The organism is Cyclobacteriaceae bacterium (genome assembly GCA_013141055.1).
In the GTDB taxonomy this organism is placed as follows: Bacteria; Bacteroidota; Bacteroidia; order Cytophagales; family Cyclobacteriaceae; genus ELB16-189.
In genome coordinates this window covers 183,399-206,518 of the sequence record JABFRS010000001.1, presented here as the reverse complement: position 1 = coordinate 206,518, position 23,120 = coordinate 183,399, and the positions used below count along the sequence as shown (strand labels likewise).

28 protein-coding genes and 2 pseudogenes are annotated in these 23,120 nt (G+C 44.2%); 23 read left to right on the top strand and 7 right to left on the bottom strand.

Annotated elements, in window-relative coordinates:
• Positions 1-26 precede the first annotated feature (26 nt).
• From HOP08_00955 to trxA, 19 genes and pseudogenes are all read left to right on the top strand, one after another.
• Positions 27-341 (top strand): hypothetical protein, encoded by a 315-nt coding sequence (locus HOP08_00955; protein NOT73463.1) that lies wholly within the window; start codon positions 27-29, stop codon positions 339-341.
• Between the two features lie 12 nt (positions 342-353).
• The gene (locus tag HOP08_00950; protein NOT73462.1) at positions 354-536 is read left to right on the top strand and encodes a DUF2892 domain-containing protein; all 183 of its coding nucleotides are present in this window, start codon (positions 354-356) and stop codon (positions 534-536) included.
• A 75-nt stretch (positions 537-611) separates the two neighbouring features.
• Complete coding sequence (locus HOP08_00945; protein NOT73461.1) at positions 612-1,679, top strand: cytochrome c oxidase subunit II; 1,068 nt, start codon at positions 612-614, stop codon at positions 1,677-1,679.
• Positions 1,680-1,685: 6 nt separating this feature from the next.
• Positions 1,686-3,527 carry a cytochrome c oxidase subunit I gene (locus HOP08_00940; GenBank protein ID NOT73460.1) on the top strand — a complete coding sequence of 614 codons (1,842 nt, stop codon included), beginning with the start codon at positions 1,686-1,688 and terminating at the stop codon, positions 3,525-3,527.
• Positions 3,528-3,548: 21 nt separating this feature from the next.
• Positions 3,549-4,115 (top strand): hypothetical protein, encoded by a 567-nt coding sequence (locus HOP08_00935; GenBank protein NOT73459.1) that lies wholly within the window; start codon positions 3,549-3,551, stop codon positions 4,113-4,115.
• A gap of 113 nt (positions 4,116-4,228) precedes the next feature.
• The gene (locus tag HOP08_00930) at positions 4,229-4,654 is read left to right on the top strand and encodes a DUF983 domain-containing protein (protein NOT73458.1); all 426 of its coding nucleotides are present in this window, start codon (positions 4,229-4,231) and stop codon (positions 4,652-4,654) included.
• Positions 4,632-4,832: pseudogene (locus tag HOP08_00925) on the top strand (hypothetical protein). Before HOP08_00930 ends, HOP08_00925 begins: the two are co-directional and overlap by 23 nt.
• Positions 4,833-4,893: 61 nt before the next feature.
• Positions 4,894-5,169: a heavy-metal-associated domain-containing protein gene (locus HOP08_00920; GenBank protein ID NOT73457.1), complete on the top strand. Its 276-nt coding sequence runs from the start codon at positions 4,894-4,896 to the stop codon at positions 5,167-5,169.
• A 105-nt stretch (positions 5,170-5,274) separates the two neighbouring features.
• The gene (locus tag HOP08_00915; protein ID NOT73456.1) at positions 5,275-6,648 is read left to right on the top strand and encodes a cytochrome ubiquinol oxidase subunit I; all 1,374 of its coding nucleotides are present in this window, start codon (positions 5,275-5,277) and stop codon (positions 6,646-6,648) included.
• A 5-nt stretch (positions 6,649-6,653) separates the two neighbouring features.
• On the top strand, positions 6,654-7,688 hold the full coding sequence (cydB, locus tag HOP08_00910) for a cytochrome d ubiquinol oxidase subunit II (GenBank protein NOT73455.1): 1,035 nt from the start codon (positions 6,654-6,656) through the stop codon (positions 7,686-7,688).
• Between the two features lie 32 nt (positions 7,689-7,720).
• Positions 7,721-8,346: pseudogene (locus HOP08_00905) on the top strand (Crp/Fnr family transcriptional regulator).
• A gap of 69 nt (positions 8,347-8,415) precedes the next feature.
• Entirely contained in the window at positions 8,416-9,213 is a 798-nt protein-coding gene (locus tag HOP08_00900) for a sulfite exporter TauE/SafE family protein (GenBank protein NOT73454.1), read from the top strand.
• A gap of 85 nt (positions 9,214-9,298) precedes the next feature.
• Positions 9,299-10,708 carry an MBL fold metallo-hydrolase gene (locus tag HOP08_00895; protein ID NOT73453.1) on the top strand — a complete coding sequence of 470 codons (1,410 nt, stop codon included), beginning with the start codon at positions 9,299-9,301 and terminating at the stop codon, positions 10,706-10,708.
• A gap of 12 nt (positions 10,709-10,720) precedes the next feature.
• Complete coding sequence (locus tag HOP08_00890; protein NOT73452.1) at positions 10,721-11,065, top strand: rhodanese-like domain-containing protein; 345 nt, start codon at positions 10,721-10,723, stop codon at positions 11,063-11,065.
• 115 nt (positions 11,066-11,180) lie between these two features.
• Entirely contained in the window at positions 11,181-11,399 is a 219-nt protein-coding gene (locus tag HOP08_00885) for a DUF2892 domain-containing protein (GenBank protein ID NOT73451.1), read from the top strand.
• Positions 11,386-11,583, top strand: a complete 198-nt coding sequence (locus HOP08_00880; GenBank protein ID NOT73450.1) for a hypothetical protein — start codon at positions 11,386-11,388, stop codon at positions 11,581-11,583. Before HOP08_00885 ends, HOP08_00880 begins: the two co-directional genes overlap by 14 nt.
• 29 nt (positions 11,584-11,612) lie before the next feature.
• Positions 11,613-11,927, top strand: a complete 315-nt coding sequence (locus tag HOP08_00875) for a rhodanese-like domain-containing protein (protein NOT73449.1) — start codon at positions 11,613-11,615, stop codon at positions 11,925-11,927.
• Positions 11,928-11,939: 12 nt separating this feature from the next.
• Entirely contained in the window at positions 11,940-12,407 is a 468-nt protein-coding gene (locus HOP08_00870; protein ID NOT73448.1) for an OsmC family peroxiredoxin, read from the top strand.
• Between the two features lies 1 nt (position 12,408).
• The gene (gene trxA / locus HOP08_00865) at positions 12,409-12,714 is read left to right on the top strand and encodes a thioredoxin (GenBank protein NOT73447.1); all 306 of its coding nucleotides are present in this window, start codon (positions 12,409-12,411) and stop codon (positions 12,712-12,714) included.
• A gap of 47 nt (positions 12,715-12,761) precedes the next feature.
• Here the strand turns inward: trxA and HOP08_00860 are convergent, their stop codons facing one another.
• The 5 genes from HOP08_00860 to HOP08_00840 all read right to left on the bottom strand — a co-directional run bounded on the left by HOP08_00860 (position 12,762) and on the right by HOP08_00840 (position 17,599).
• Complete coding sequence (locus HOP08_00860) at positions 12,762-13,109, bottom strand: hypothetical protein (protein NOT73446.1); 348 nt, start codon at positions 13,107-13,109, stop codon at positions 12,762-12,764.
• A gap of 6 nt (positions 13,110-13,115) precedes the next feature.
• Positions 13,116-13,859, bottom strand: a complete 744-nt coding sequence (locus HOP08_00855) for a polyphosphate kinase (protein NOT73445.1) — start codon at positions 13,857-13,859, stop codon at positions 13,116-13,118.
• Entirely contained in the window at positions 13,856-16,255 is a 2,400-nt protein-coding gene (locus HOP08_00850) for a plasma-membrane proton-efflux P-type ATPase (GenBank protein ID NOT73444.1), read from the bottom strand. The genes HOP08_00855 and HOP08_00850 overlap by 4 nt, the downstream gene beginning before the upstream one ends.
• Positions 16,256-16,562: 307 nt before the next feature.
• A complete protein-coding gene (locus tag HOP08_00845; protein ID NOT73443.1) occupies positions 16,563-17,177 on the bottom strand; it encodes a LysE family transporter in 615 nt (204 codons plus the stop codon).
• A 41-nt stretch (positions 17,178-17,218) separates the two neighbouring features.
• A complete protein-coding gene (locus HOP08_00840) occupies positions 17,219-17,599 on the bottom strand; it encodes a rhodanese-like domain-containing protein (GenBank protein NOT73442.1) in 381 nt (126 codons plus the stop codon).
• A gap of 349 nt (positions 17,600-17,948) precedes the next feature.
• On the opposite strand from HOP08_00840, the gene HOP08_00835 reads away from it, so the two are divergent.
• The 3 genes from HOP08_00835 to HOP08_00825 all read left to right on the top strand — a co-directional run bounded on the left by HOP08_00835 (position 17,949) and on the right by HOP08_00825 (position 20,971).
• Positions 17,949-18,647: a peroxiredoxin gene (locus HOP08_00835; protein NOT73441.1), complete on the top strand. Its 699-nt coding sequence runs from the start codon at positions 17,949-17,951 to the stop codon at positions 18,645-18,647.
• Between the two features lie 19 nt (positions 18,648-18,666).
• Positions 18,667-19,932 (top strand): FAD-dependent oxidoreductase, encoded by a 1,266-nt coding sequence (locus HOP08_00830; GenBank protein NOT73440.1) that lies wholly within the window; start codon positions 18,667-18,669, stop codon positions 19,930-19,932.
• A 70-nt stretch (positions 19,933-20,002) separates the two neighbouring features.
• The gene (locus HOP08_00825; protein ID NOT73439.1) at positions 20,003-20,971 is read left to right on the top strand and encodes a hypothetical protein; all 969 of its coding nucleotides are present in this window, start codon (positions 20,003-20,005) and stop codon (positions 20,969-20,971) included.
• Positions 20,972-21,028: 57 nt separating this feature from the next.
• Here HOP08_00825 and HOP08_00820 read toward each other — a convergent pair whose 3' ends face one another.
• Positions 21,029-22,174 carry a hypothetical protein gene (locus HOP08_00820; GenBank protein ID NOT73438.1) on the bottom strand — a complete coding sequence of 382 codons (1,146 nt, stop codon included), beginning with the start codon at positions 22,172-22,174 and terminating at the stop codon, positions 21,029-21,031.
• Positions 22,162-22,524, bottom strand: a complete 363-nt coding sequence (locus HOP08_00815; GenBank protein NOT73437.1) for a hypothetical protein — start codon at positions 22,522-22,524, stop codon at positions 22,162-22,164. Before HOP08_00815 ends, HOP08_00820 begins: the two co-directional genes overlap by 13 nt.
• Before the next feature lie 292 nt (positions 22,525-22,816).
• Between HOP08_00815 and HOP08_00810 the strand changes: the two genes are divergently transcribed.
• A complete protein-coding gene (locus HOP08_00810) occupies positions 22,817-22,978 on the top strand; it encodes a hypothetical protein (GenBank protein NOT73436.1) in 162 nt (53 codons plus the stop codon).
• Positions 22,979-23,120: the final 142 nt, after the last annotated feature.

Here is a 23,120-nt window from a genome sequence, read left to right as displayed (position 1 = left end):
ATACTCTACTATAAACCTTCGGTCTTATGAAACTATTGATAATAACCTGTCTGAAAGAATATCAAAAAGAAGTCGCCCGAATGCTTGGACAAGCAGGCATAACGGTTTTCAGCGTCTCGCAAACCATGGGCTTTAAAGAAAATCATGACGTTAACCTGCTGGACAGCTGGTTCAGCAACGGTCAGGAACATTTTGATTCAATTTTCTTTTTCAGTTTCACCACCGAGACCAGTGCAGAAAACGCATTGAAATTAATTAAGGCTGGTAACGAAGCGACTGAAACGGATTTTCCCATTCGCGTTTTTATTGTTCCTGTCGAGAAATCAAATTATTCCATTTAATCAAAACCAGTTATGCGCGAACGAATTGTACGAACAGTAGCGGGATTCATGGTATTGCTCAGTGTTGGCCTGTCCTATGGAGTGAATATTCAATGGCTTTGGCTTTCTGTTTTCGTAGGAGTCAACCTCATCCAGTCCTCTTTTACAGGATTTTGTCCTCTTGAGAAAATTTTGGATTGGCGAAAGGTAAAGTGATCGGATTGTTTTCTCAAGGACTGGACTCAATGATCCAATGTGAGTTGATGTGTTAACATAAATAAAACTAGAGATATGGATGTAATCATCATGGTAGTGGGGGGCTTATTAGTGACAATCATCTTATTCCTGATTTTCAGAACCAGTAACCTCGTGAATCTGATAAAGGGCAAAGTGCCAGTCTGGGAATCTACCAGCAATAGAGTAAATGCTGTATTGATGCTCGTGTTCCTGTTTCTTTTTATGGGTGGTTTCTGGTGGTACTTTTTCTATGCGCAGGCTGATTTGTTACCGGAGTCAGCGTCTGAACATGGGCTTGAGACGGATAGCTTGTTTAATATTGTAATGGCGGTTATTCTCATACCCTTTGTCCTATTGAATATTTTTTTATTCTGGGCGGCGTACCGTTTTCGGTATAATAAGAATAGACGATCAAAATTTCACGCCGACAACAATAACCTCGAATTGGCCTGGACCATTATTCCTTCCATCGTCTTTACAATTCTGATTCTTCGGGGTGTGCCCTTATGGGATAAAATGAAATCGACGGCCCCGGAGGAGTCAGAATTAGTTGAAATCATGGGTTTTCAGTTCGGATGGAAAGTTCGCTATCCTGGCTTGGACCGATCACTGGGAAAGCATAATGTTCAGTTGATTGATGCTAATAATGAATTCGGCATGGATATGATGGATCCGACAGCGTACGATGATTTCATCACCAATGAAATCCATGTTCCAAAAGGCCAACCTGTATTATTGAGAATTTGGTCACGGGATGTGATTCACAGTGTATTTGCTCCCCATTTTCGATTGAAGCAAGATGCCGTTCCGGGCATGTTGACTACGTTCTGGTTTGAACCGCGCTTATCGACCGAAGAGATGCGACAGAAGTTAAGTGCACCCACTTTTAATTATGAGATCGCCTGTACAGAGGTATGCGGCAGGGGACATTTTTCCATGCGAATGATTGTGGTTGTTGATGAACCGGATGTGTTTGAAAAATGGAAGCGGCACCAAAATTCCTGGCTTAAGTCCAATCCGGAGTATATGGCTCACGTTCCTGAAAATCTACGAGAACTGGCACAACTACGGTCCGGAATGGATCAATACCAGGAAATACCAAAGGCAACTCTTCTAAAATAGAACATTATGAGCCAGTCAAATTTCATAGTACCAGCAGGCATGGACGAGATACTTATTGATAGTCATGTTCATGAAAATTTCTGGACAACTTATATTTTCAGTACAGATCACAAAGTAATTGGTAAGCAATTTTTGCTCACGGGAATTTTTTGGGCTGTCATTGGCGGTTTACTCTCCGTCCTTATCCGCTTACAGTTAGGAAGTCCGGATGCGGACCTAAGCTGGCTTCAACCCATTCTGGGCAAATGGGTTGTTGAGGGTAAACTTGATCCTGAATTTTATTTGGGAGCAGTGACCATGCATGGAACCATCATGATGTTTATGGTCCTGACGGCAGGACTGAGCGGCACATTTAGCAATTTTCTGATACCGTTACAGATTGGAGCCCGTGACATGGCTTCGCCATTTATTAACATGCTAAGCTATTGGTTTTTCTTCCTTTCAAGCGTTTTGTTTTTTAGCTCTTTCTTTGTGGAATCTGGTCCAGCCATGGGAGGTTGGACAATTTATCCACCACTCAGCGCATTACCACAAGCGGTTTCGGGTTCAGGACTAGGGATGACATTGTATATTCTGGGTTTCATTTCCTTTATCGTTTCCACTATGCTGGGTGGATTAAACTATATCACTACAATTATCAACATGCGGGTGAAGGGGATGTCGATGACGAAGATGCCCCTTACGATTTGGGCATTGTTTTTTACAGCTATTATTGCTTTGCTATCATTCCCTGTATTGTTTTCAGCACTTTTATTGCTACTATTTGACCGATCATTTGGCACCAGTTTTTATCTGTCGGATATTTATATTGCCGGTGAGGCTTTGGCAAATGTGGGCGGGAGTCCAATTCTTTATCAACACTTGTTTTGGTTTCTGGGTCATCCAGAGGTGTATATCATTTTTTTACCTGCGCTTGGACTTACCTCCGAAATTGTAGCTACCAATTCGCGCAAACCCATTTTTGGGTATAGGGCAATGATTGGCTCCATGCTTGGCATCGTAGTACTTTCTTTTATTGTCTGGGCCCATCACATGTTTACCTCTGGTATGAATCCCTTCATCGGAAAGGTCTTCATGATTACCACGTTAGTGATCGCCGTTCCTTCCGCAGTAAAAGTCTTTAATTACATAACTACTCTCTGGAATGGTAATATCAGGTTTACGTCCGCCATGCTTTTTTCGATCGGACTTATTTCCTTTATTATTTCCGGGGGATTGACCGGTATTATTTTAGGGAATGCCCCACTGGATATTCATTTGCACGATACCTACTTTGTAGTAGCTCACTTTCACCTGGTAATGGGTACGCTTGCTTTCTTCGGAACATTTGCAGGGGTGTATCATTGGTTTCCAAAAATGTTCGGTCGCATGATGAATGAAAAACTCGGTCAGATTCATTTTTGGATAACGTTTGCGGGCTCGTACCTTATGTTTATCCCGATGCACTTTATTGGGTACGCTGGCTTTCCAAGGAGGTATTATTCGTTTACCAATTTTGACTACATGAATAATTTTGCCAATCTCAACTTGTTTATTACCGTAGCAGCTATCATCACCGCTTCAACACAGCTTTTATTCCTGTTCAATTTTTTCTATAGCATGTTTCGCGGCAGGATAGCACCTCAGAATCCGTGGAACTCCAATAGTCTAGAATGGACTACACCCTCCGGTAGACCCGGTCATGGAAACTGGCCAGGAGAAATACCGGAAGTTTATCGCTGGCCGTATGATTATAGCAAACCGGGCGCAGTGGAGGATTATATTCCGCAGAACATACCGCTTTCTGAAACACAAGAGTCCAATACATCCCTCGAAAACGAACAACTGGCTAATGGAGAAAGAAAATAAGTAATCGAAACGATTAGCGAGATGATTGAATATCGACGAATAATAAATAGCCGCCTTGACGAAAAGCGTCGGTTTGCCCGTGCGCGGATGGGCGTTTCCTGGTTATTAATCATTTCCAGTGCACTGGTAATGATTACATTATTGAAGATGGTAATCGTATTTTCAGCACGCGCCGTAACTATGCCTTCCGTATACTACCTGGTAGTTCTTTTAAATGCTGCCATCGTATATTCCTTGTGGAGAGCAAAACAGTTTATCATTACAAGTGAATTGCCGATCGCAATGCGTTTAATTCAGCTAGCGCTCGTTATGGGTATTTTTTGGCTGATGATCATCATAACCGGAAGTTTGCAGTGGTTTTCTGATGGATCGTCTCATAACAGAATTGAACCCAATGCTCCGATTGTTTTTCTGTTTTTCTATCTGGTAAATGCTATCATCGGATTAGTTCAACTCGCTTCAGTCTATCAAAAATTAAAAGTGTATGAAATTCATTCGATGAATAACGCAAGGTTCACTCAAACCTTCACCTTTTGGATATTTCTCCTGGTGGGGTTTTCTGTATTTGTATTAATTCTGCTGGCATGAAATTACATCAAAATTGGGATAGCGGCTTCAGCTAGTTTTGGCTCCATTGGTGACAATTGTCACAGACCGGGAGGGAGTGGGCGCCTACTTTTGGTGTTGTAATTATGACTCTTATGATTGCCAAAGGATCCAAACTGTACAGCATATTACTCCATCGATGCCCTCAGTGTCAGGAGGGAAATTTATTTGTGAATGGTGCCTATTCAATGAATTTTTCCAAAATGCCTGAAAAGTGTCCTTACTGCGGCCTGCATTATGAGCGGGAACCTTCGTTTTTCTCAGGGGCAATGTATGTGAGTCATGCCCTTCAGGTTGCTTTGTTCACCACCGCCTACGTTGCGTTGCGGGTTTTATTCGATCCACCCGTTGATGTCTACGTCTTTGGCACGATTGGCCTGGCGTTAATTTTATTTCCTGTAACCTTCCGCCTGTCACGGGCGATCTACATTAACTTCTTCATTGGCTATAAAAGAGAAATCTTAAAAGAAAAAGTTCACCCCACGACACCTGAAAAACATGAACCTGTTACTCAACGTTAAACAAGTCCTCTTTACCAACTGGAATTTCGTGCGATGGCTTCGCCTGGGTCTTGGTCTTTTCATTGCCTTTCAGGCACTGAAAAATCATGACGCTCTGGCGGGATTGATCGCGACTTTCTTTTTATTCCAGGCGATGACCAATACAGGATGCTGTGGGGCGAGTGGTTGCGCCGTTCCGCCTGCATCGAGTAATAGTGTCTCAGCAGAAGTGACTTATGAAGAAATTAAATCTACTAAAAATGAAAACTGAAATACACGTGGAAAATATCCGGTGTGGAGGTTGCGCCGCCACCATCGAAAAAGAAATCAAGAATATTGCCGGCGTCCTGGCAGTCACCGTCGACATAGAAGAGGGTGATATTACGGTCGACTATAATGAAGCATCCTTGCTGGACAGCATCAAGAGCAGGCTTCTGACCCTTGGCTACCCGGAACGTGGTTCAGTTCAAGGCCTGTCAAAAGCGACTTCCAAAGCGAAATCGCTGGTAAGTTGTGCCGTGGGAAAGTTGTCCTGAAAGAAATGGGACTATAAAAGCTTAAAGAAGTCATAACAGACTTCTTTAAGCCGTACCTTCAGGTGCCATAGCGATACGGTACATTGACTCTAAAAAATCCTGATTTTGAGCGTTGAAATTCTTTCACGACTGCAGTTTGCCTTCACGGTAGCCTTCCACTACATCTACCCTCCGCTAAGTATCGGCTTGGGTTTGATGATGGTCTTGATGGAGGGCCAGTATATCCGCACTGGCGAAAAAGTGTACGAAGAGATGGCACGCTTCTTCACAAAAATATTTGCCCTTACGTTCGGTATTGGTGTTGCCACGGGTATCGTCATGGAGTTTGAGTTTGGAACCAACTGGGCCACCTATTCCCGCTATGTTGGTGATGTGTTTGGAAGTGCTCTGGCAGCAGAAGGTATCTTTGCTTTCGCGCTGGAGTCAGGCTTTCTGGGAGTAGTGCTTTTCGGTTGGAATAAAGTGGGACGCAAGGTTCACTTCTTCGCTACCGTCATGGTATTTCTTGGGTCGATGTTTTCGGCTATCTGGATCGTGGTGGCCAACTCATGGCAACAAACGCCAGCAGGGTATCATATCGTAGGAGAAGGAACAAACGCCCGCGCTGAAATCACCGACTTTTGGGCGATGGTCTTTAATCCATCTGCGGTGGACCGTGTCCTGCATGTGTGGATTGGTGCCTTTCTCGCAGGCTCGTTTCTGGTGCTCAGCATCAGCGCCTGGTACTTGTATAAGAAAAAGCATATTGAATTTTCGCAGCGCTCTTTTAAAATAGCGCTGGTGGTCGCTGCCATCGCATCGTTATCACAACTTTTTACTGGACATCGTTCAGCTGGGATCGTTGCAGAATACCAACCGGCAAAACTAGCGGCTATGGAAGCTCACTTTGATAGTCTTGCTGTGGCGGATCTGTACTTATTTGGCTGGGTGAATAAAGAAACTCAGAAAGTATATGGCCTGAAGATTCCGAAAGGTTTAACCTTTATGATTCATCAGAATCTTACAACTCCTGTTCGCGGCCTGAATAGTTTTGTGGAAAGAGACCGGCCTCCGATGATAAATTTTGTCTTTCAGATGTATCATATCATGATTGCAATCGGTATGTTTTTAATCTTTTGGTCGTGGTATTTGATCTGGCGTTGGTGGCGAGGAAAATTGTTTACGCATCAATGGGTGTTGATCGTGAGTGTCTGGACGGTATTACTTCCTCAGATTGCCAATCAGGTCGGGTGGTACACGGCGGAAACCGGACGTCAGCCCTGGGTGGTCTACAAGTTGCTCCGTACTTCCGATGCCTTGTCAAAAACGGTAACGGCCAACCAGGTGGTCTTTTCATTGATTCTCTTCACGGTTGTCTACATGCTGTTATTGACGCTCTTTATCTATATGCTTAATAAGAAAATCAAGCACGGTCCGGAGCCTCATGACAAGGATATACAACATAGTCCATTGCAACAGGGCATGGCCGATATAATCTGATACGAATGGAAACATTTTTAGGCATTGATTATCCTACGTGGTGGTTCCTGGTGTTAGGAGCGGTGTTCACCGGCTACGCCATCCTGGATGGGTTTGATCTGGGTGCGGGCGCGTTGCATTTGTTTTTCAAAAAAGAACTAAGCAGGCGCATTGCCTTAAATGCCATTGGCCCGGTGTGGGATGGCAACGAAGTATGGCTGGTGATCGGTGGGGGTGTTTTGTTTGCAGGTTTTCCAAAAGTGTATGCCTCCCTGTTGTCCGCTTTTTATATTCCGATCATGCTCTTTCTCGTACTGCTGATTTTCCGGGCAGTCTCCATTGAATTCAGAAGCAAAGAACCCATGGCGTGGTGGCGAATGACCTGGGACATTTCGTATTCTGTATCCAGCACACTCATTGCTGTTTTGCTGGGAGTAGTATTAGGCAATGTCCTGCTGGGAATCCCAATGGATAAAGATGGAAATTACTTAGGTAATTGGCTGGAGTTGCTCAATCCCTATTCCATCATGGTCGGCGTAGCCACGCTTTCACTGTTCATGATGCACGGAGCCATTTACCTGGTGATGAAGACAGAAGACAAATTATATGAGAAACTGACACGACTTGTGCAGCGCTCCACCATCTTTTTTGTGATCAGCATCCTGATGCTGAGTTTTTACACACTACTATATGTGCCTCATTTAACCAAAGTCATTAAAGATGATCCGTGGATGTTTCCGCTTCCTGTGGTGATGATTCTGGCCATTGCCAATATCACGCGGCAAGTCAGCAAGAAAAAATATGTCTGGGCATTTGTATCCTCGGCGATCAGCATGAGTGTGCTGCTAATCATTGTAGCGATCGAACTCTATCCCACGATTCTGTTATCTTCTGGGAACCCGGAGTATAGTTTAACAGTTTACAATGCAAGTTCTTCTCAGAAATCATTGGGCATTATGCTGACCATTGCCGCCATCGGCGTACCATTAGTCGCCGTTTACACATCCTTTGTGTTCTGGACCTTCAAGGGTAAGGTGAAGCTGGACGAGACAAGCTATTAACCTATCAGGGCAGCATAATATTTCTAAAAAACATAACCATGGAACTCCAGCAGATTTTTCCGCAGTTTGATTCTGAACTGGTCAGTCATCTTGAAAAAATCGGTCAGGTGGTTGAATTCGAAGAAGGCGAAATGCTCATGCGCTCAGGTCAGTACTTTAAGAACTCGTTACTTATTCTGGAAGGGCAAGTGAAACTTTACCGTGAGGGGGCCGAGGGGAGGAATTCTTTTTATACTATCTCGAAAAAGGAAATGCCTGTGCACTGTCGATGATCTGCGCTACGAAAAATGAAGCCAGCGCCGTGAAAGCAAAAGCCCTGACCCAAGTAAAAGCCCTTGCCATCCCCATTCAGTATATGGATGGACTCATGAAAGATCACCGTGAGTGGTATTACTTTGTCCTGGAAACCTACCGATCCCGTTTCAGCGAATTACTGGAAGTCATCGATCATGTCGTGTTTCATTCCATGGATGAGAAGCTTGAATTCTACCTGAAGCGCCAGTTTGAATCCCTGGGAAATAAAATCACCATCACCCATCAGGAGATAGCGGATGACCTCAATTCATCCAGGGAAGTCATTTCCCGCCTGTTGAAGAAGCTCGAAACACAAAAGAGAATTTCCATTTCCCGCAATGAAATTACCCGGTTAACTTTTTGACTCCTGCGTGACCGTTGTCACGTAACGCTACTTTTTTCATGTTGACCTTTGTAGGGAAATGACGCAACAATGGAAAACGTGGTCGGATATCTTGCAGCCATACTAATAGGAGTTTCGCTCGGTCTTTTCGGAGGGGGAGGTTCCATCCTTACCATTCTGGTGCTGGTGTACTTATTTCATATTGAACCAACGCTTGCTACCGGCTACTCATTAATTATTGTCGGCGCCACCGCGCTGGTCGGTGGACTTCGCAGTGTATGGTACAAGATGGTGGATTTCAGAAGTGCTGTTGTATTCTCTGTTCCTTCCATGATCGCCATTTATCTGACGCGGCATTACGTGCTGCCACATATCCCGGAGGTACTTGGAAGGTTAGGCACGCTGAACCTCACGAAAGATTTTGCTACCATGATGCTTTTCTCGGTGCTCATGATCATCGCTTCACTCAAGATGATCCAAAAAAAATCAATCCCGATTAATTCGATTCGACCTGCCGGGAATCGCAATGTACGGATCGCGCTTCAGGGCTTCATCGTCGGAATACTGACAGGAACGGTTGGTGCGGGCGGTGGTTTTTTGATCTTACCCGCACTTGTTCTGCTCGTAGGGATTCCGATGGAAAAAGCAGTCGGAACATCATTGATCATTATCGCCATCAATTCATTTATTGGAAGTATGGGAGATATTGGAACGGATTCGCCTCTGGATTATTCGTTGGCGTTGGTTCTTTCCGCACTTTCAATCGGAGGAGTCCTTGCCGGGTTCTATGTCGCCCGATTTTTTAAAGGAGATAAGCTAAAGACAGGATTCGGATGGTTTGCCCTCTCCATGGCCGTCTTTATAATTGGAAAAGAGCTATTTTTTTAAGCCGGGGTGATAAAAGTCACTGAAGCGGGGCCTCATTCATGACGACCTTTGTGAAAGCAAATAGAAGGAAACAAAATCACAGACTATGAAAATTGAACAGATCTATACCGGATGTCTTGCGCAAGGGGCTTATTACATTCGCTCTGGAAACGAAGCGGTCATTATTGATCCACTGCGGGAAGTAGAATCCTATATTGAAAGAGCAGAGACCGACGGAGTCAAAATTAAATATGTGCTGGAGACACACTTTCACGCGGACTTTGTTTCAGGTCATCTGGATCTGGCCGCAAAGACGGGGGCAATCATTGTGTATGGTCCAACAGCTCAACCAAAATTTAACGCGCATATTGCCAGGGATGGCGAAGAATTGAAAGTCGGTAATATCACGATCAAAGTAGTACATACTCCCGGCCATACGATGGAGTCGGTCACCTATCTCTTGCGGGATGAAAAAGGAAAAGACTATGCCATTTTTAGTGGTGATACACTTTTCCTGGGTGACGTGGGCCGTCCTGATCTTGCACAAAAGGCTGCCGACATGACGCAGGAACAGTTGGCGGGTTTGCTCTTTGATTCGCTCCGAAACAAGATCATGCCCCTTGCGGACGACTTGATTGTTTACCCCGCGCATGGAGCAGGCTCAGCATGTGGTAAGAATATGATGAAAGAAACGATTGATACACTGGGCCATCAGAAGAAAACCAACTATGCGCTTCGTTCAACCATGACGCGCGAGGAGTTTATTACCGAGGTGACCAGCGGACTTCAGCCTCCGCCTGCCTATTTTCCAGAAAATGTGAGAATGAATAAAGAAGGATATGAAAGCATTGACGCTGTCCTCCGTAAAGGAGCACATCCGTTAAGTCTTGACGAATTTGAATTCATAGCAAATGAATCTGGTGCGTTGGTATTGGATACACGATCAGCCGGGATATTTGCCAAAGGCTTTATACCGAATTCAATTAATATCGGCATTGACGGAAGTTTTGCCCCCTGGGTGGGTGCGTTGATTCCGGTTGGTCAGCCACTGCTGATCGTAGCAGACGAAGGTCGCGAAGAGGAAGTCATCACTCGTTTGGCACGGGTGGGTTATGATAATACGCTCGGCTATCTGAAGGGAGGGATTCAATCATGGAAAGACGGGGGGAAAGATATTGATTCAATTACTTCAGTTTCGCCCCACGAATTTGCGGATCGTTTCAGGAAAGAAAACCTTCACGTGATCGATGTGAGAAAGATTACTGAATTTCAGAGCGAGCATGTTGACAACGCGATCAATATTCCACTTGACTTCCTGAATAACCACCTGTATGAAATTCCGAAAGAGAAAGAAGTCTTCCTGCATTGTGCCGGAGGATACCGGTCCATGATTGCTGCCTCTATCTTAAAAGCCCGAGGCTGGAACAACATCGTCGATATTACCGGTGGCTTCAGTGCTATCGCGGGAACCGATGTTCCCCGAACCGATTATGCATGTACAAAAACTCGACAATAATTTTTTATCAATATGAAAGCACAGCAAACAACCCGGTCTTTCGAAGATCTTACCAGTGGACAGTTTCAACAGAAACTCTCAGAGAATAACAATGCATTGCTTGTCGATGTACGAACTCAGGAAGAGTTTGACAGCGTCAGACTACCAGAGGCGATCAACATAGACGTGATGGACAGATCATTTGTTGAGAAAATAGCCGTATTGGATGCCGGTAAAACGTATTTCGTTTATTGCCGCAGCGGCGGTAGAAGCCGCCAGGCCTGCGCGGTGATAGCCTCCAAAGGCCTTCATGTCTATAATTTGTCAGGTGGGATTGGGAGCTGGAAGGGACCGGTTGTAAGTAGTATCAATGCATGATTTAAATCATGAAAAAGTCGCTAAAGTCTTTTGACCTTTCACTACTGACTCTGTGATATTAGTCACAGAACAGGGTTCGAAGACAAATTACTTTTACTTAACTAAACAAATAACGATGAAAAAGAATATGGGTTCTGTGGATCGCATTATCCGGTTGATAATAGCGGCGGTTGTTGTTGCACTCTATTACACGGGTACCATCACGGGAACACTGGGGATTGTATTGATGGTGCTCGCTGCCGTCTTTGTTCTTACCAGCCTGGTAAGTGTTTGTCCACTGTACCTTCCGTTTGGACTGAGTACGCTGATGCGAAAGAAAAATGTTCAGCATTAAAAAATATACGCTTGTGCTGGCGGGGGTTACCCTTGGCGCGATCGGTGGGTTTTTATATTGGAACTATGTGGGTTGCGTATCGGGCACGTGTCCGATCACTTCCAGTCCTACGAATTCAACCTTATACGGCGCGATGATGGGCGGATTGTTATTAAGTATGTTCAGGAATGAAAGCAAAAAATAGTATGCAACTAAAATAAAAACTGAAGTGTCATGATTGAAACGTTAAAGAAAATATTTGGAATATCTCCTTCCGTGGACTTCGCACAGCTAGCCAAGAATGGTGCAGTGATCCTCGATGTCCGTACCAAGAGCGAATACGCCAATGGTCACGTTCAGGGATCGTTAAATATCTCCGTAGACCAGTTGAAGGAAAATCTGCGTCGGTTGCCGAACAAGGAAAAACCGATCATCACCTGCTGCGCGTCGGGAATGCGGAGCGCTACCGCAATGGCCATCCTGAAGTCTAACGGATATCAGCAGGTGTTCAATGGCGGAAGCTGGGCAAGCTTAAAACATAAATTATAAAATTGTACCAGTATGGAACCACACTATTATAATATCGACATTGCCTGGAGCAAGGAACGAAAAGGAATGATGTGCTCTCCTGAATTGAAGTCAGGATTGGAACGGAATAGTGGTTGCATTGAAGTGGCCACTCCTCCGGAATTTCCAAAAGGCATGCCCGGTATCTGGTCTCCGGAACATTTATTTACCGCATCAGTCAGCAGTTGCCTGATGACGACGTTCCTTGCCATCGCAGAAAATTCAAAACTCGAATTTATTTCGTTTCGGTGTGGCTCAAAGGGGAAACTCGAACAGGTCGAAGGAAAATTTATGATGACCGAGGTTTTACTGGAACCGGTTGTCGTTTTAAAGGATGAGAAGGACGTAGACCGGGCCATGAAGGTCTTGTTAAAATCCGAGGCTAACTGCCTGATTTCAAATTCCATAAAATCAAAGGTGACAATGAAGCCCGTCGTGGAGGTTCAACTACAGGAAGCATAGCATGGCACACGGAAATTTTTCAGCATTGATTAAAGAGGACGGCGCAACACTGGTGGATTTTTCTGCCGAGTGGTGTGGTCCCTGTAAAATGATGAAACCGATCCTTGAAGAGCTGAAAGCAAAAGTCGGTGACAAGGTTCGAATCATTAAAGTGGATGTGGACAAGAATCCTCAGGTCGCGAGTAGTTATCAGATCCAGGGTGTTCCGACACTCATACTTTTCAAAGGGGGTGAGATCAAGTGGCGCCAGTCGGGGGTCGTGCAAGTGCATCAACTTGAGAAAGTTGTCAATCAATATTCGGCTTGAATTTCACGTTACGACCGGAATCGCAACAATCATTTTGATGGTTTACCTTACGCCGAATGAAACCCATATTTTTTAACCAGGGAATTTAACTCGTGTAGAAACAAGGGATGGTTGACATCCGGAATTTCTATGTTAGCATCTTTCATCTGTGTAATCAGCGACGAGTAATGTTCGAGATCCAACGAGGAATTTTGAAGTAGTGTGAGATCTCTTTTCAGAAACTCCCGCTTGATTGCACTAATCGCAATGGTATTGAAGTGTTCCTCCAGAAAGGACATGAGCGAAGCGTCATCCAATAAGTCCAGCGCACGTTGGTTTCTGATCGTTTGGATATTTTCAATAATTACTGCCATCCTTATTTTTGATATTTCCTGGGCAAATGAGCTTTTTTCCATTTCACCTTATTTAGATTTCACGGAGGCAGGATAATGCAAGTGGAGCGCCTCCAGATGCTCCGTTAGGATTTTAGCCACGGCAAAATTGCGATACCATCGCTTGTCGGAGGGAATAATGTTCCAGGCGGGGCTGCTGCACTCATTTACAATCATGTCATACACCTTCACATATTTATTCCATCGCTCTGCTACCGTTTCATCTTCTTTGGAGTATTTCCATCGTTTATGTGGCTGGGTCAGGCGTTCCTGAATTCGCTTTTCCTGTTCTGCCTGAGAAACGTGCAGGAAGAATTTAAGCACCAGCGTCTTGTCCGATTCAAAGTGTTCCTCCAGGCGGCTAATCAGCGTACAACGGTGGTGAATACGTTCCTGTGAAAGCGATTCTTCAATGGAGGGGACCAGAATATCCTCATAGTAGGATCGATTGAATACTTCTATTATTCCCTTTGCCGGAAAGTGAGGAAATATTCTCCAAAGAAAGTCATGTGTTCTTTCTTCTGTTGTTGGTTCCTTGAAGGCCTTCACCTGAACACCCATCGGATTCATACACGACATGACATGCCGTATGGTTCCATCTTTCCCTGAGGTGTCAAGACCCTGAAAAATGATTAACAATGCAAATCGGCTATCGGCGTAGAAGACATTTTGTAATTCAAAAAGCTTCTTGTGCAGTACTTTCAATTCGTCGTTACAATCCTTCTTTGAGAATGTATCATCAGGCAAGGTAGAAAGCGCTTTCAGTTTAATCATATCGGTCGAATAATAGGTTCCAACGGCCATTTTCTTAAAATAAATACTTTAACCAGGTCATTTACAATGAATGAGAATGCGGCCGTGTAGAGAAGGACAACAATGGTTTGACTTAAGGGGATGGCTTTGAAGCCCAATAAACCGAAGGTTGAAAAAACAATGCCGAGGATCAGGTCTGCTGATATTATATAAAGGAGTGTTTTGCTGGGAGGGGTGTGCCAGAAGTGATTTTTCTCCCGGACAACGAATATTGAAAACAAAGCAAAGAATAGAAGCATTTCAAAGCAGAAGGTATTGAGCGCTTCATTGTCAGTCGTTAAACTGAAATAGTGCAAGCCCAGATAGAGAAGCCCGAAAGCTTCCACGGTCATTAACAGCCCGATAATGATTCCTATTTTCGCTAATCCATTGATATTCCACCGGGCAGGTCGTTGGGACCATTTTACATTATCGGTGGACAGCGATATTTTTACAAAGTCCGTCATAAAAATCATAATCAGCATCGCCGACGCAGTGATGGTAAATTTGCCCAGCAGCAGAAAGGCAAATACTACGAAGCACGTCTTTAGGATGGTTCTGGCAATCTTGTTTAAGATCCAGGTGTTGATGCGTTCAAACATCATCCGGCCAACCTTTATTGGACTGATTATATTGACTAAGCCTTCGTTGATTAAAACAATACTGGCAGCACCCTTCGCTACATCGGTAGCGTTGCTGACGGCAATTCCAACTTCCGCTTGCTTTAACGCAGGTGCATCGTTTACGCCATCTCCCGTCATGCCAACAATATGACCATTGGCTTGAAGAGCCGTTACAATATCATATTTATCCTTTGGATAGACTTCTGCCACGCCATCGATCTTCTCAAGGAGTTCTTCAAGATTTCCTTCCTTTAGGTCGGACGCTTTTACAACGCTGCTGCCAATACCTACTGCGCTGGCAATTTCCACTGCAATCGGAAGAGCGTCACCGGTAAGCATCTTGATCGTTACGCCTAACGTTTTGATTTCGTTAATAAGTTTTTTAGACTCCATCCGGGGAGGATCGTGTAATGCTGTCACGCCAACGAACTGCGGTTTATTGTTTTTCTCAGATCTGGCAACGGCTACTACTCTGAAACCTTCTTTTCCTAAATCATTTACCTTGATCTCCCAAGCTTTCAGGGTTGCTTCGTCCAGTTGGCAGAGATGTGTGATTACACTCAACGAACCTTTAATGACGTTAAATTCTTCTGAGCCGATGGTGATGGTTGCTTCTGTTTTTCGATTCTGTGGATCGAAGGGAATGAAGGTTTTTTGAACGTACGATTTATCCAGAAGATTTTTCTCTTTTGCCGAAGTAATGAACGCCATGTCAATTGAATCGTGGTTGGCTTCCTGAGACGCCAGCGCTCCGTACAATATCACTTCGTCCTCTGTATGGTCTTTCGCAGCCAATAGTTTTGCAACAGACAGTTTATTCATCGTGAGCGTGCCTGTTTTGTCCACACACAAAATATCCATGCTCGCTGCATCATCGGGGGCGTTTAGTCGTGTCACCAGCACCCCCTGTTTTACCAGTTCTTTTGAAGCGATCGCCATGCTCACCGTGAACATGGCTGTCAGGGCAACGGGAATGGCTCCCAGCAGGAGCACCAGCAACAAAGGAAGTATTTCCAAAAGATGAATCCCTTTCAGAATGGAGAAAATCAACGCGACGGATAGTAATGTGCCAACGATTAGCAATAGCCATTTTACCACTCTGGAAATGACCTCTTCAATATGTGATTTAGGCTTGGCGGTTTTTACCAGTTCAATGGTTTTGCCAAACTTCGTATGGGCTCCGGTCAATGTCACCCTGCCAGTTGATTCTCCCTTGGTGACGATTGAGCCTGCATAAATCGTTTCGCCGCTCTTTTTTTCTATTTCAAGGGATTCTCCGGTGAGTGCTGATTGATCAATATTGAGTTCTCCTGTTGTAATGTTTATATCGGCAGGAACGAAATCCCCAGTTCTAATCCGGATGACATCGCCGGGAACGAGCTCTCGGGCAGGCAGTGTTTTCCAGACACCTTCTCTGAGTACTTTGACATTGATCTGCAGTTTTTTCTTCAGGGTTTCTACCGCGCTGGCAGCGCTGTGCTCCTGGATAAATCCGATGACTGCGTTGAATACGAGTAGACCTATGACAATATAGGCATCTGAATGCCGGTTGAGTATCCACGAAAGAATAATGATCAATTCTAGCATCCAGGCAGTAAGGCCCCAGAATTTTTTCAGAAACAGAATAAGGGCATTCGTTTCTTTTCCGAGAACCTCGTTATAGCCATGCTGCTTGCGCAACGTTTCTACATCAGGTTGACTTAATCCTCTGGCGGGGTCGGTAATTTGCTTAGAAATCTTTTCTGGATCGTTCATAAAATCAAGGGGCTACAGGAGATCTTAAAATACCGCGCCACACCAGGCCTGATAGAAACATGCACAACGGGCAGGTATTGGCTTATCCTGCAACTTAAATGACGACTAATTTTCCCAAGGCCAAAGCTGAGTTACTATGGCTTTAAAGGACTTAAGATTTGATTAAGAATTCCATGATGTGTTCCGCATGAGACATTCACTTACCAGAACATTTATTAGATGAAAATATTGGTGAAAGTCACAATGATCTTTTTGTATTTCACTTGCAGTTTTAAGGGAATGAAAGAACGGTTACGTCCGTCATCGGCTATGCATAGAGATAAATTCTGGCAAAAGTAACTAGCCCCAGGGCGAGCAAGACCAGACTTGGTAGCAACGTCATCAGGCGACTATGTTGAATAAGGCTTGAAACTCGTTGTGCCATGAATGCCACCAGGATGAGCAAGGCTAAGACGCCAACGGCGGTACCGAATAAATAGCTGTGAAGTGTTAACCCCGTATCAATCGTTATCCAGCCTTGGGATTTCAGATAGGCCGTCATACCAATCCACCAGGGTATTCCCTGGGGGTTCAGCAAACTAAGTAGTAAGCCGCGCCTGAAACCGCTTTCCTGAAGTTTCATAGTAATGATGGATGGCTTGCGCGCTGCCCATAATCCTAAAAGTCCGAGGATTACCATCACGGATGCCGCAAGCAACTTGAAGTTCTCCTGAACAACGGGCGAAGAGGTAATCCATCCTTCAAACTCAACAGCGATCCAGGTATACGGATACTCTACAAGGGCAACTGCAATTGAAAATCGCAAAGCTGCTTTCAATTTATTTTCCAGCCCGAGTTGTAAGACCAGTATATTAAGCGTTCCCGGTGGAATGGAACCCAGAAAGCTGGCGATCGCGCCAATGATGAATCCCTGAAGTATCAATATTTTATGGAAAGGTCGCGTCGTCTTTTATCTTATTGGAATCATTTCACGATGGGCATTTGTGCTTTCTTCCATGCGTTGATACCACCCTGCAAATCGTACACCTGTGTGAATCCCAGCTCGATCAATGCTTTTGAGGCTCCTGCACTTCTTACGCCGGCTGCACAATAGACAAAGACAGGCTTGGCCTTATCGAGTTTCGTTAATTGTTGTTTGAAGTCAGGTTTATTATAGTCGACCATCACCGCAGAAGTCAAATGTCCCTGACTGTACTCGTCAGGCGTGCGGACATCCAATATAGTTTTATCTTTTACCGAGGCCATTTTTGCATCAAAGGATTTTACATCAAGTACTCTTGATTGCGCCTGTATAAAGGTCAATGTGCCCAAAAAGAAAGCGAAAAAAGATGCCGTCCGTTTCATGGTAATAAAGATTTTAATGTGTGTATCAAAAAGGTCAATTGTCTTACAAAGGTACGTGCTTAAACTTCATTTTGTGTGACTTTAGTTACAAGCTGGTGTTTTCCATTCTTAGAATTTAGCGTTGTAAGAATGATTTATTTACGACGTCGCCGCATAAGTCTTGCGGGAGAGCAATCGTTTACAGAATCAGACGTCAGGGCTTGCTAAAGGCTGAAATAAGTCTTGACTCCGGGTGACAAAAATCATCTTAAGTAATATTGCTTTAGATCACTTTTACTACTAACTGCTATGAATTGAGCAGCAGAGATCGATTCGTTCACATTATTATCAAGAAATAAATCAAAATAAAATGGAAGAGATACAACAAGTGGTCGCAATGCCACGAATAGGAGATAAGGCTCCCACCTTTAAAGCAATAACAACCCAGGGTGAAATCAATTTTCCCTCCGACTACAAGGATAAATGGATTATCCTTTTTAGTCACCCGGCTGACTTTACCCCTGTTTGCACGTCCGAGTTTATGACGTTTGCAAAAATGGAACCCGAGTTCACTGCCCTGAATTGTCAACTGGTAGGGTTATCCATCGATGGATTGTACAGTCATATTGCCTGGCTGAGGACTATCAAGGATAAGATTGAATTTAAGGGAATGAAGAACATTGAAGTCAAATTCCCATTGATTGAAGACATCACCATGGAAGTGGCAAAGAAATATGGCATGATTCAGCCCGGTGAAAGTTCTACCAAAGCAGTAAGGGCTGTATTCTTTATCGATCCCAAAGGATTGATTCGTGCGATTATCTATTATCCGCTTTCGATGGGACGAAATTTCGATGAATTAAAAAGGGCGCTAATAGCCATGCAAACTGCCGACACTTATAGCATCGCGACGCCTGCCGACTGGCGTCCGGGTGATGATGTGATCGTACCGACTGCAGGTTCTTGTGGCGTTGCAAAAGAAAGAATGGAGAGCAAAGACGAGATGACGTGCTACGATTGGTTCTTCTGTACAAAGCCGTTGCCTCTTGAAAAAGTAAAAACCAAATAATCTCTTAATTAACAGATGTATGTCAAAACCTCGCATCATAATACTCGGCTGCAATTTTGCTGGACTTACCACAGCACGATATATTCATGCTTCTGTAAAAGGCAAGGCAGATATTACGATCATCGATCGTAAATCGCTTCTCACCTTTGTGCCAAATATTCCCATGCAGGTTTTGGCAAACATCAATCCTGCCATAGACCTGCAATACAAGTTCATGTCGTTTCTGGAACATGACGGAAGTGAGTTTATCCAGGCGGAGGTTATTACCATCGACCCGGATGCTAACGTAGTTTTTTACCAACCCAATGAGCGTCTCGGTCATCCGGTAAGGAAAATCAGATATGACTATTTGGTAGTGGCATTGGGCAATCGGCTGGCCTATGATAAAATAGATGGCTTTGACGAAAACGGACACAGTGTGACAGATACCTTTTTGGGTAATCGCCTGCGAAATTATTTACACAAGGAATATAAAGGAGGGCCGATAGCGATCACTTCCGACATATTTCATCAGGGTAAGAGCAATAAACTACCGAAAAATTTACCGGTTGCTTTGACTGCGTGTGAAGGTCCTCCGGTTGAACTGGCGTTTTCAATTGCACATTGGCTGGAGAGAAACGACACCGGAAAAGCTTCCACGGTGTATTTATCCACACCTGCAAAAGTGATTGCAGAAGATGCGGGGGAAACGATCTTAAATCAACTGCTGCCGATGATGACTAAAATGGGTTATCACTATCAGGCGAACACGCATGGAATTAAAAAAGTCTATGATGGCGGCATTGAATTCAATGACGGTTCATCACAAGAGGCCGAAGTGACGATTGTTTTTCCTGATTGGCAAGCTCATTCATTCTTAAAAGAATTGCCTTTTACGGACGATATGGGTTTTGTAATCACGGACTTATACATGCGAAATCCTGACTATAAGAATATTTTTGCTGTTGGTGATGCGGCATCGATTACGGTTCCAAAAATTGGTTCATTGGGACACATGGAAGCGGAAGTTCTGGCGAATACGTTGGGGAAGGAGTTAGGTGCTATACAAGGTGATGTCAAACCGATGGAATTTGAACTCTTATGTATGGGTGACATGGGCGGTATAAAGGGATTTTACATGCGGACCAATGAATGGTGGGGAGGAAAGGAAAGTCATCTGGAAATGGGGATTACGCCCTATGCGCTGAAGATGGGCTTTAAGCAAATGTATTATACACTCGGAGGCAAGATTCCGCACTGGGGACTGGCGCTGAGCGAAATCCTGGGTGATCATACCGTGGTATGATTCACTTTGGATACGGCATGCGTCCGGGAGAAATTCGATTATTCCGGCCAGGATTTTTGTAAACTTATTGGTGAATTCAACCCAAAGAGTGGAGCCCTATTGGATCAGAGTGCTGAACTTCTACTTTAAGAAAGGATACATATCCAATGGGCTTACTTTACCGTTCTTAATCGGCTGCGCACCGAAGATGTATCCACCAGAGTACATTGTATCAATCGAGGAGTTTCTTTGCAGACTGATGTTATCCCGGTATGAGGTTACATTGATGACGTGTCCGCAACTGGGCGAGATCGTAATTGGGGCAATGGATTCGGATTCCCGGCTACTTGCCGATCAGGGTCTTTACAAGCGTATCGGGAGTATTTGTTTAACTGATAGCACGTTAGAAAATAATTTATCCATTGATGGTCTTATCTGCTATTGCCAAGCCCGCTATTCAGAAGTGATCGAACGCGAATTGTTTTCTTACAGTCACGGCAGGTGGACTGAATATTCCGAAGAAGAGATCAAACGGCTTGCGGAGCTGGCAGAAGTGACTATCCGTGATCGCAAAACAAGCCAGGAATATGATAAAACTGAAATCATAGTTGATGAGATCCGGCAACTGCATCGTCAGGGCGAATTACGGGGGGTAACTCCTTTATGGCATACGGACATCCGTGGTTTTCATCTCGACGATCAGCCTGGTAATCTCGATGCGAGTCTTCGAAGGTTTGGAATGGAAATTATATTGAACGTAAATTTTGAAAAATTACTGGATAACATGTTTCCTGAATGGGCCGGGGACGTTCGTGAGCAAGAGTTATTTCATGAGTGTTTAGCCGATGAGAAGACAGCCGTGGTCATCCATCACTGGATGAATCACGAAAAACTAATTCCACCCACTATTACCTTTGAGCCACGTAGCGAACGGAATTTATATCCTTCAGATGGCAAACATCGTATCAATGCTGCTTATTATCTCGGCGTTTCCGTTTTGCCCATTTTGGTTTTAACGGTTCAGAAGGATAAAATCCTATCACTGTTATACCAAAGCTGAAGATCAGGCACGGTGGACAAGCGTATTGGAAATTTATGTTTTGTGATTGTCTTGGTTTTAATGCAAGACGGTGACGGTTTCCGGAAGGTTCCCATATACCTGCAGAAATTCTTGAAACGAAACTTTCAGTAATTGATGGTCATTTAGTTTTCTGAAAAGGTATCCGTCACCGGTGTCAAAAAAGATTCGCTCATTTGCGGCCTGCCAGGATTTGCGTTCATGCTTCCAACTAAAGTCATACATACCTTTGTACTCTCGCATGACGGAGAATTTCTCCTGTGTAATTTCCTTAAGGCGTTCTTTTTTTGCGTTTGGAATCTCCTCTTCCATTTTCATTTCTAGCATCCCCAACTGAACATTGACTTTGCTTTTTGCGACAACAAAATTTTCTGACTCGTCAATACCACGCGTAACTCTCGCCTCGTAATCAATAATCAGGTCGCTTAGTCTGCCCTGGAGCGAAGCTTTGATCGAATTTCTGACGGTAGGAATATAGGATTCCAGTGCAGTCAGTGATCGGCGCAAAGTGTCTAGCGAATGTTTCAGGGCCTCCATGTTCTCATTAAGATCGTAGAAGACTATATAGTTAACATGCGTATGCTTCAACCGGTCAAACGCCAGATCGCTGGAAATTTTCTCGAAGTTTTGAAAAAGGCTTTCAGCCGTTGCCTTCGACAGTATCCTTGCCTTCTGATAGTTTTCTTTTGTGAGCCAGTTGAACGGAATTTTCTTGAATGGCATATGATCTATATCCATGTCTTCCAGATCAGACCATACCTTTAATTTCTTCTCATCGCTTTCTATCTTTTCACTCAGGGCTCTTTTTTCTTTCTGAAGCCCACGAATTTTCGTTTCAATGGAAGGATCAATCGTGCTGGTGATTTCGCGAAGGTCAGATGTTAAATAGGCGTCACGGTAGAGATTGTCAAGTATACTGTCGGCCAATGATTCAATGTCGTTTCGTTGTTTTTGGAGAATATCCACCTTTCGTTGATTCTGCCTGATTAGATCATCAACAGGCGTCATCTTGCGATCAAACTCTTTGATTTCTTCCCGTAGTGCCATGATCTTGTCTTCATATTCCTTCTCAGCAGGAACCCAGGGATCGAGCTCATCGAGTTTGATCGGTCGCAGTCTTCTGGTCACTACGCTTGCCAGTATCAGGTTTTGCTTAAATGACTTTGCGTTGATCACCCAGAGCATGTCACCGTAAAATTCTTCACGTATCCGTATGGTCGCAGGGAGATGGATGAATTCTGAAATTCGATGACAGTCCCGGTATCGGTTCGCACGTCGGCATAATGGCGTTCACCTTCATCGCTGGTGATGACGATCTCGCGCCAGTCGAAGGGGAATTTATTCTTCCATCCGCGATGCCATTCTGTTTCATGCTCTTTCCATGGGTCGCAATTCTGGTCGATCTTATGTGCCCAGTGCCAGTCATATATTTCCCCGCATTTGGCGATCACATTTCCTTCACACACCTGGCAGGTTGCCTTGCCGTTTGGAAAGGGAGGCACGCGTTTCTTGTTTTCGTCTATTCCGATTGTCATACGGTCGTCTTGATTCGTCTTGCAGTTTGGGACCTCAAAAAATGCTGAAAAAATGATGCAGCGCCAGAACAGAACGGCCTGCAAAGTCTAAAAAGTAGTTGACGAAAATAACGGAAGAGATGATGCTGTCAATGCATTCAGAAGATTAAATTTTCGGCTCAGCCGTGGGCAAACTAAGGGTATAAAATCAACGCATTTAGAAAAACCCCCTTTAGTTGAATCCGGATTTGTCTAAAGGATTCTTTAGATTTTCTAAAGAAATATTTAGATCCTGCTCACTGGATTTCAGGAATTGTCGGAAGGGGATGAGCTCGGAAATGAATTCCGCGCTATTGATGTGTACACCTTTGCGCGCGTAGTCGTTGCAGGTATCCTTGATCCATATCTCGATGATACTGTCGTGATTTTCAAGGATTTCCAGGAAAAGCCTTTTGTCAAAATCATCGAGTTTTGAAAACTCGTTATGGGGGTTGCTAAGAAAATGGTTATTCATTCCAATTCAAGTACGCAAATTTCCGGAATTGTTGTCAATCATGCTCGTGTAGGAGAACCCGCCTATTTCATCGTTCTCCTATTTTGGAATTTGTGTTCCTCTT

Bases quoted from the DNA above. Each gene is read 5' to 3' on its own strand.
- HOP08_00955 (NOT73463.1), top strand. From the start codon at position 27: ATGAAACTATTGATAATAACCTGTCTGAAAGAATATCAAAAAGAAGTC.
- HOP08_00950 (NOT73462.1), top strand. From the start codon at position 354: ATGCGCGAACGAATTGTACGAACAGTAGCGGGATTCATGGTATTGCTC.
- HOP08_00945 (NOT73461.1), top strand. From the start codon at position 612: ATGGATGTAATCATCATGGTAGTGGGGGGCTTATTAGTGACAATCATC.
- HOP08_00940 (NOT73460.1), top strand. From the start codon at position 1,686: ATGAGCCAGTCAAATTTCATAGTACCAGCAGGCATGGACGAGATACTT.
- HOP08_00935 (NOT73459.1), top strand. From the start codon at position 3,549: ATGATTGAATATCGACGAATAATAAATAGCCGCCTTGACGAAAAGCGT.
- HOP08_00930 (NOT73458.1), top strand. From the start codon at position 4,229: ATGATTGCCAAAGGATCCAAACTGTACAGCATATTACTCCATCGATGC.
- HOP08_00920 (NOT73457.1), top strand. From the start codon at position 4,894: ATGAAAACTGAAATACACGTGGAAAATATCCGGTGTGGAGGTTGCGCC.
- cydB (NOT73455.1), top strand. From the start codon at position 6,654: ATGGAAACATTTTTAGGCATTGATTATCCTACGTGGTGGTTCCTGGTG.
- HOP08_00900 (NOT73454.1), top strand. From the start codon at position 8,416: ATGGAAAACGTGGTCGGATATCTTGCAGCCATACTAATAGGAGTTTCG.
- HOP08_00895 (NOT73453.1), top strand. From the start codon at position 9,299: ATGAAAATTGAACAGATCTATACCGGATGTCTTGCGCAAGGGGCTTAT.
- HOP08_00890 (NOT73452.1), top strand. From the start codon at position 10,721: ATGAAAGCACAGCAAACAACCCGGTCTTTCGAAGATCTTACCAGTGGA.
- HOP08_00885 (NOT73451.1), top strand. From the start codon at position 11,181: ATGAAAAAGAATATGGGTTCTGTGGATCGCATTATCCGGTTGATAATA.
- HOP08_00880 (NOT73450.1), top strand. From the start codon at position 11,386: ATGTTCAGCATTAAAAAATATACGCTTGTGCTGGCGGGGGTTACCCTT.
- HOP08_00875 (NOT73449.1), top strand. From the start codon at position 11,613: ATGATTGAAACGTTAAAGAAAATATTTGGAATATCTCCTTCCGTGGAC.
- HOP08_00870 (NOT73448.1), top strand. From the start codon at position 11,940: ATGGAACCACACTATTATAATATCGACATTGCCTGGAGCAAGGAACGA.
- trxA (NOT73447.1), top strand. From the start codon at position 12,409: ATGGCACACGGAAATTTTTCAGCATTGATTAAAGAGGACGGCGCAACA.
- HOP08_00860 (NOT73446.1), bottom strand. From the start codon at position 13,109: ATGGAAAAAAGCTCATTTGCCCAGGAAATATCAAAAATAAGGATGGCA.
- HOP08_00855 (NOT73445.1), bottom strand. From the start codon at position 13,859: ATGATTAAACTGAAAGCGCTTTCTACCTTGCCTGATGATACATTCTCA.
- HOP08_00850 (NOT73444.1), bottom strand. From the start codon at position 16,255: ATGAACGATCCAGAAAAGATTTCTAAGCAAATTACCGACCCCGCCAGA.
- HOP08_00840 (NOT73442.1), bottom strand. From the start codon at position 17,599: ATGAAACGGACGGCATCTTTTTTCGCTTTCTTTTTGGGCACATTGACC.
- HOP08_00835 (NOT73441.1), top strand. From the start codon at position 17,949: ATGGAAGAGATACAACAAGTGGTCGCAATGCCACGAATAGGAGATAAG.
- HOP08_00830 (NOT73440.1), top strand. From the start codon at position 18,667: ATGTCAAAACCTCGCATCATAATACTCGGCTGCAATTTTGCTGGACTT.
- HOP08_00820 (NOT73438.1), bottom strand. From the start codon at position 22,174: ATGCTCTGGGTGATCAACGCAAAGTCATTTAAGCAAAACCTGATACTG.
- HOP08_00815 (NOT73437.1), bottom strand. From the start codon at position 22,524: ATGACAATCGGAATAGACGAAAACAAGAAACGCGTGCCTCCCTTTCCA.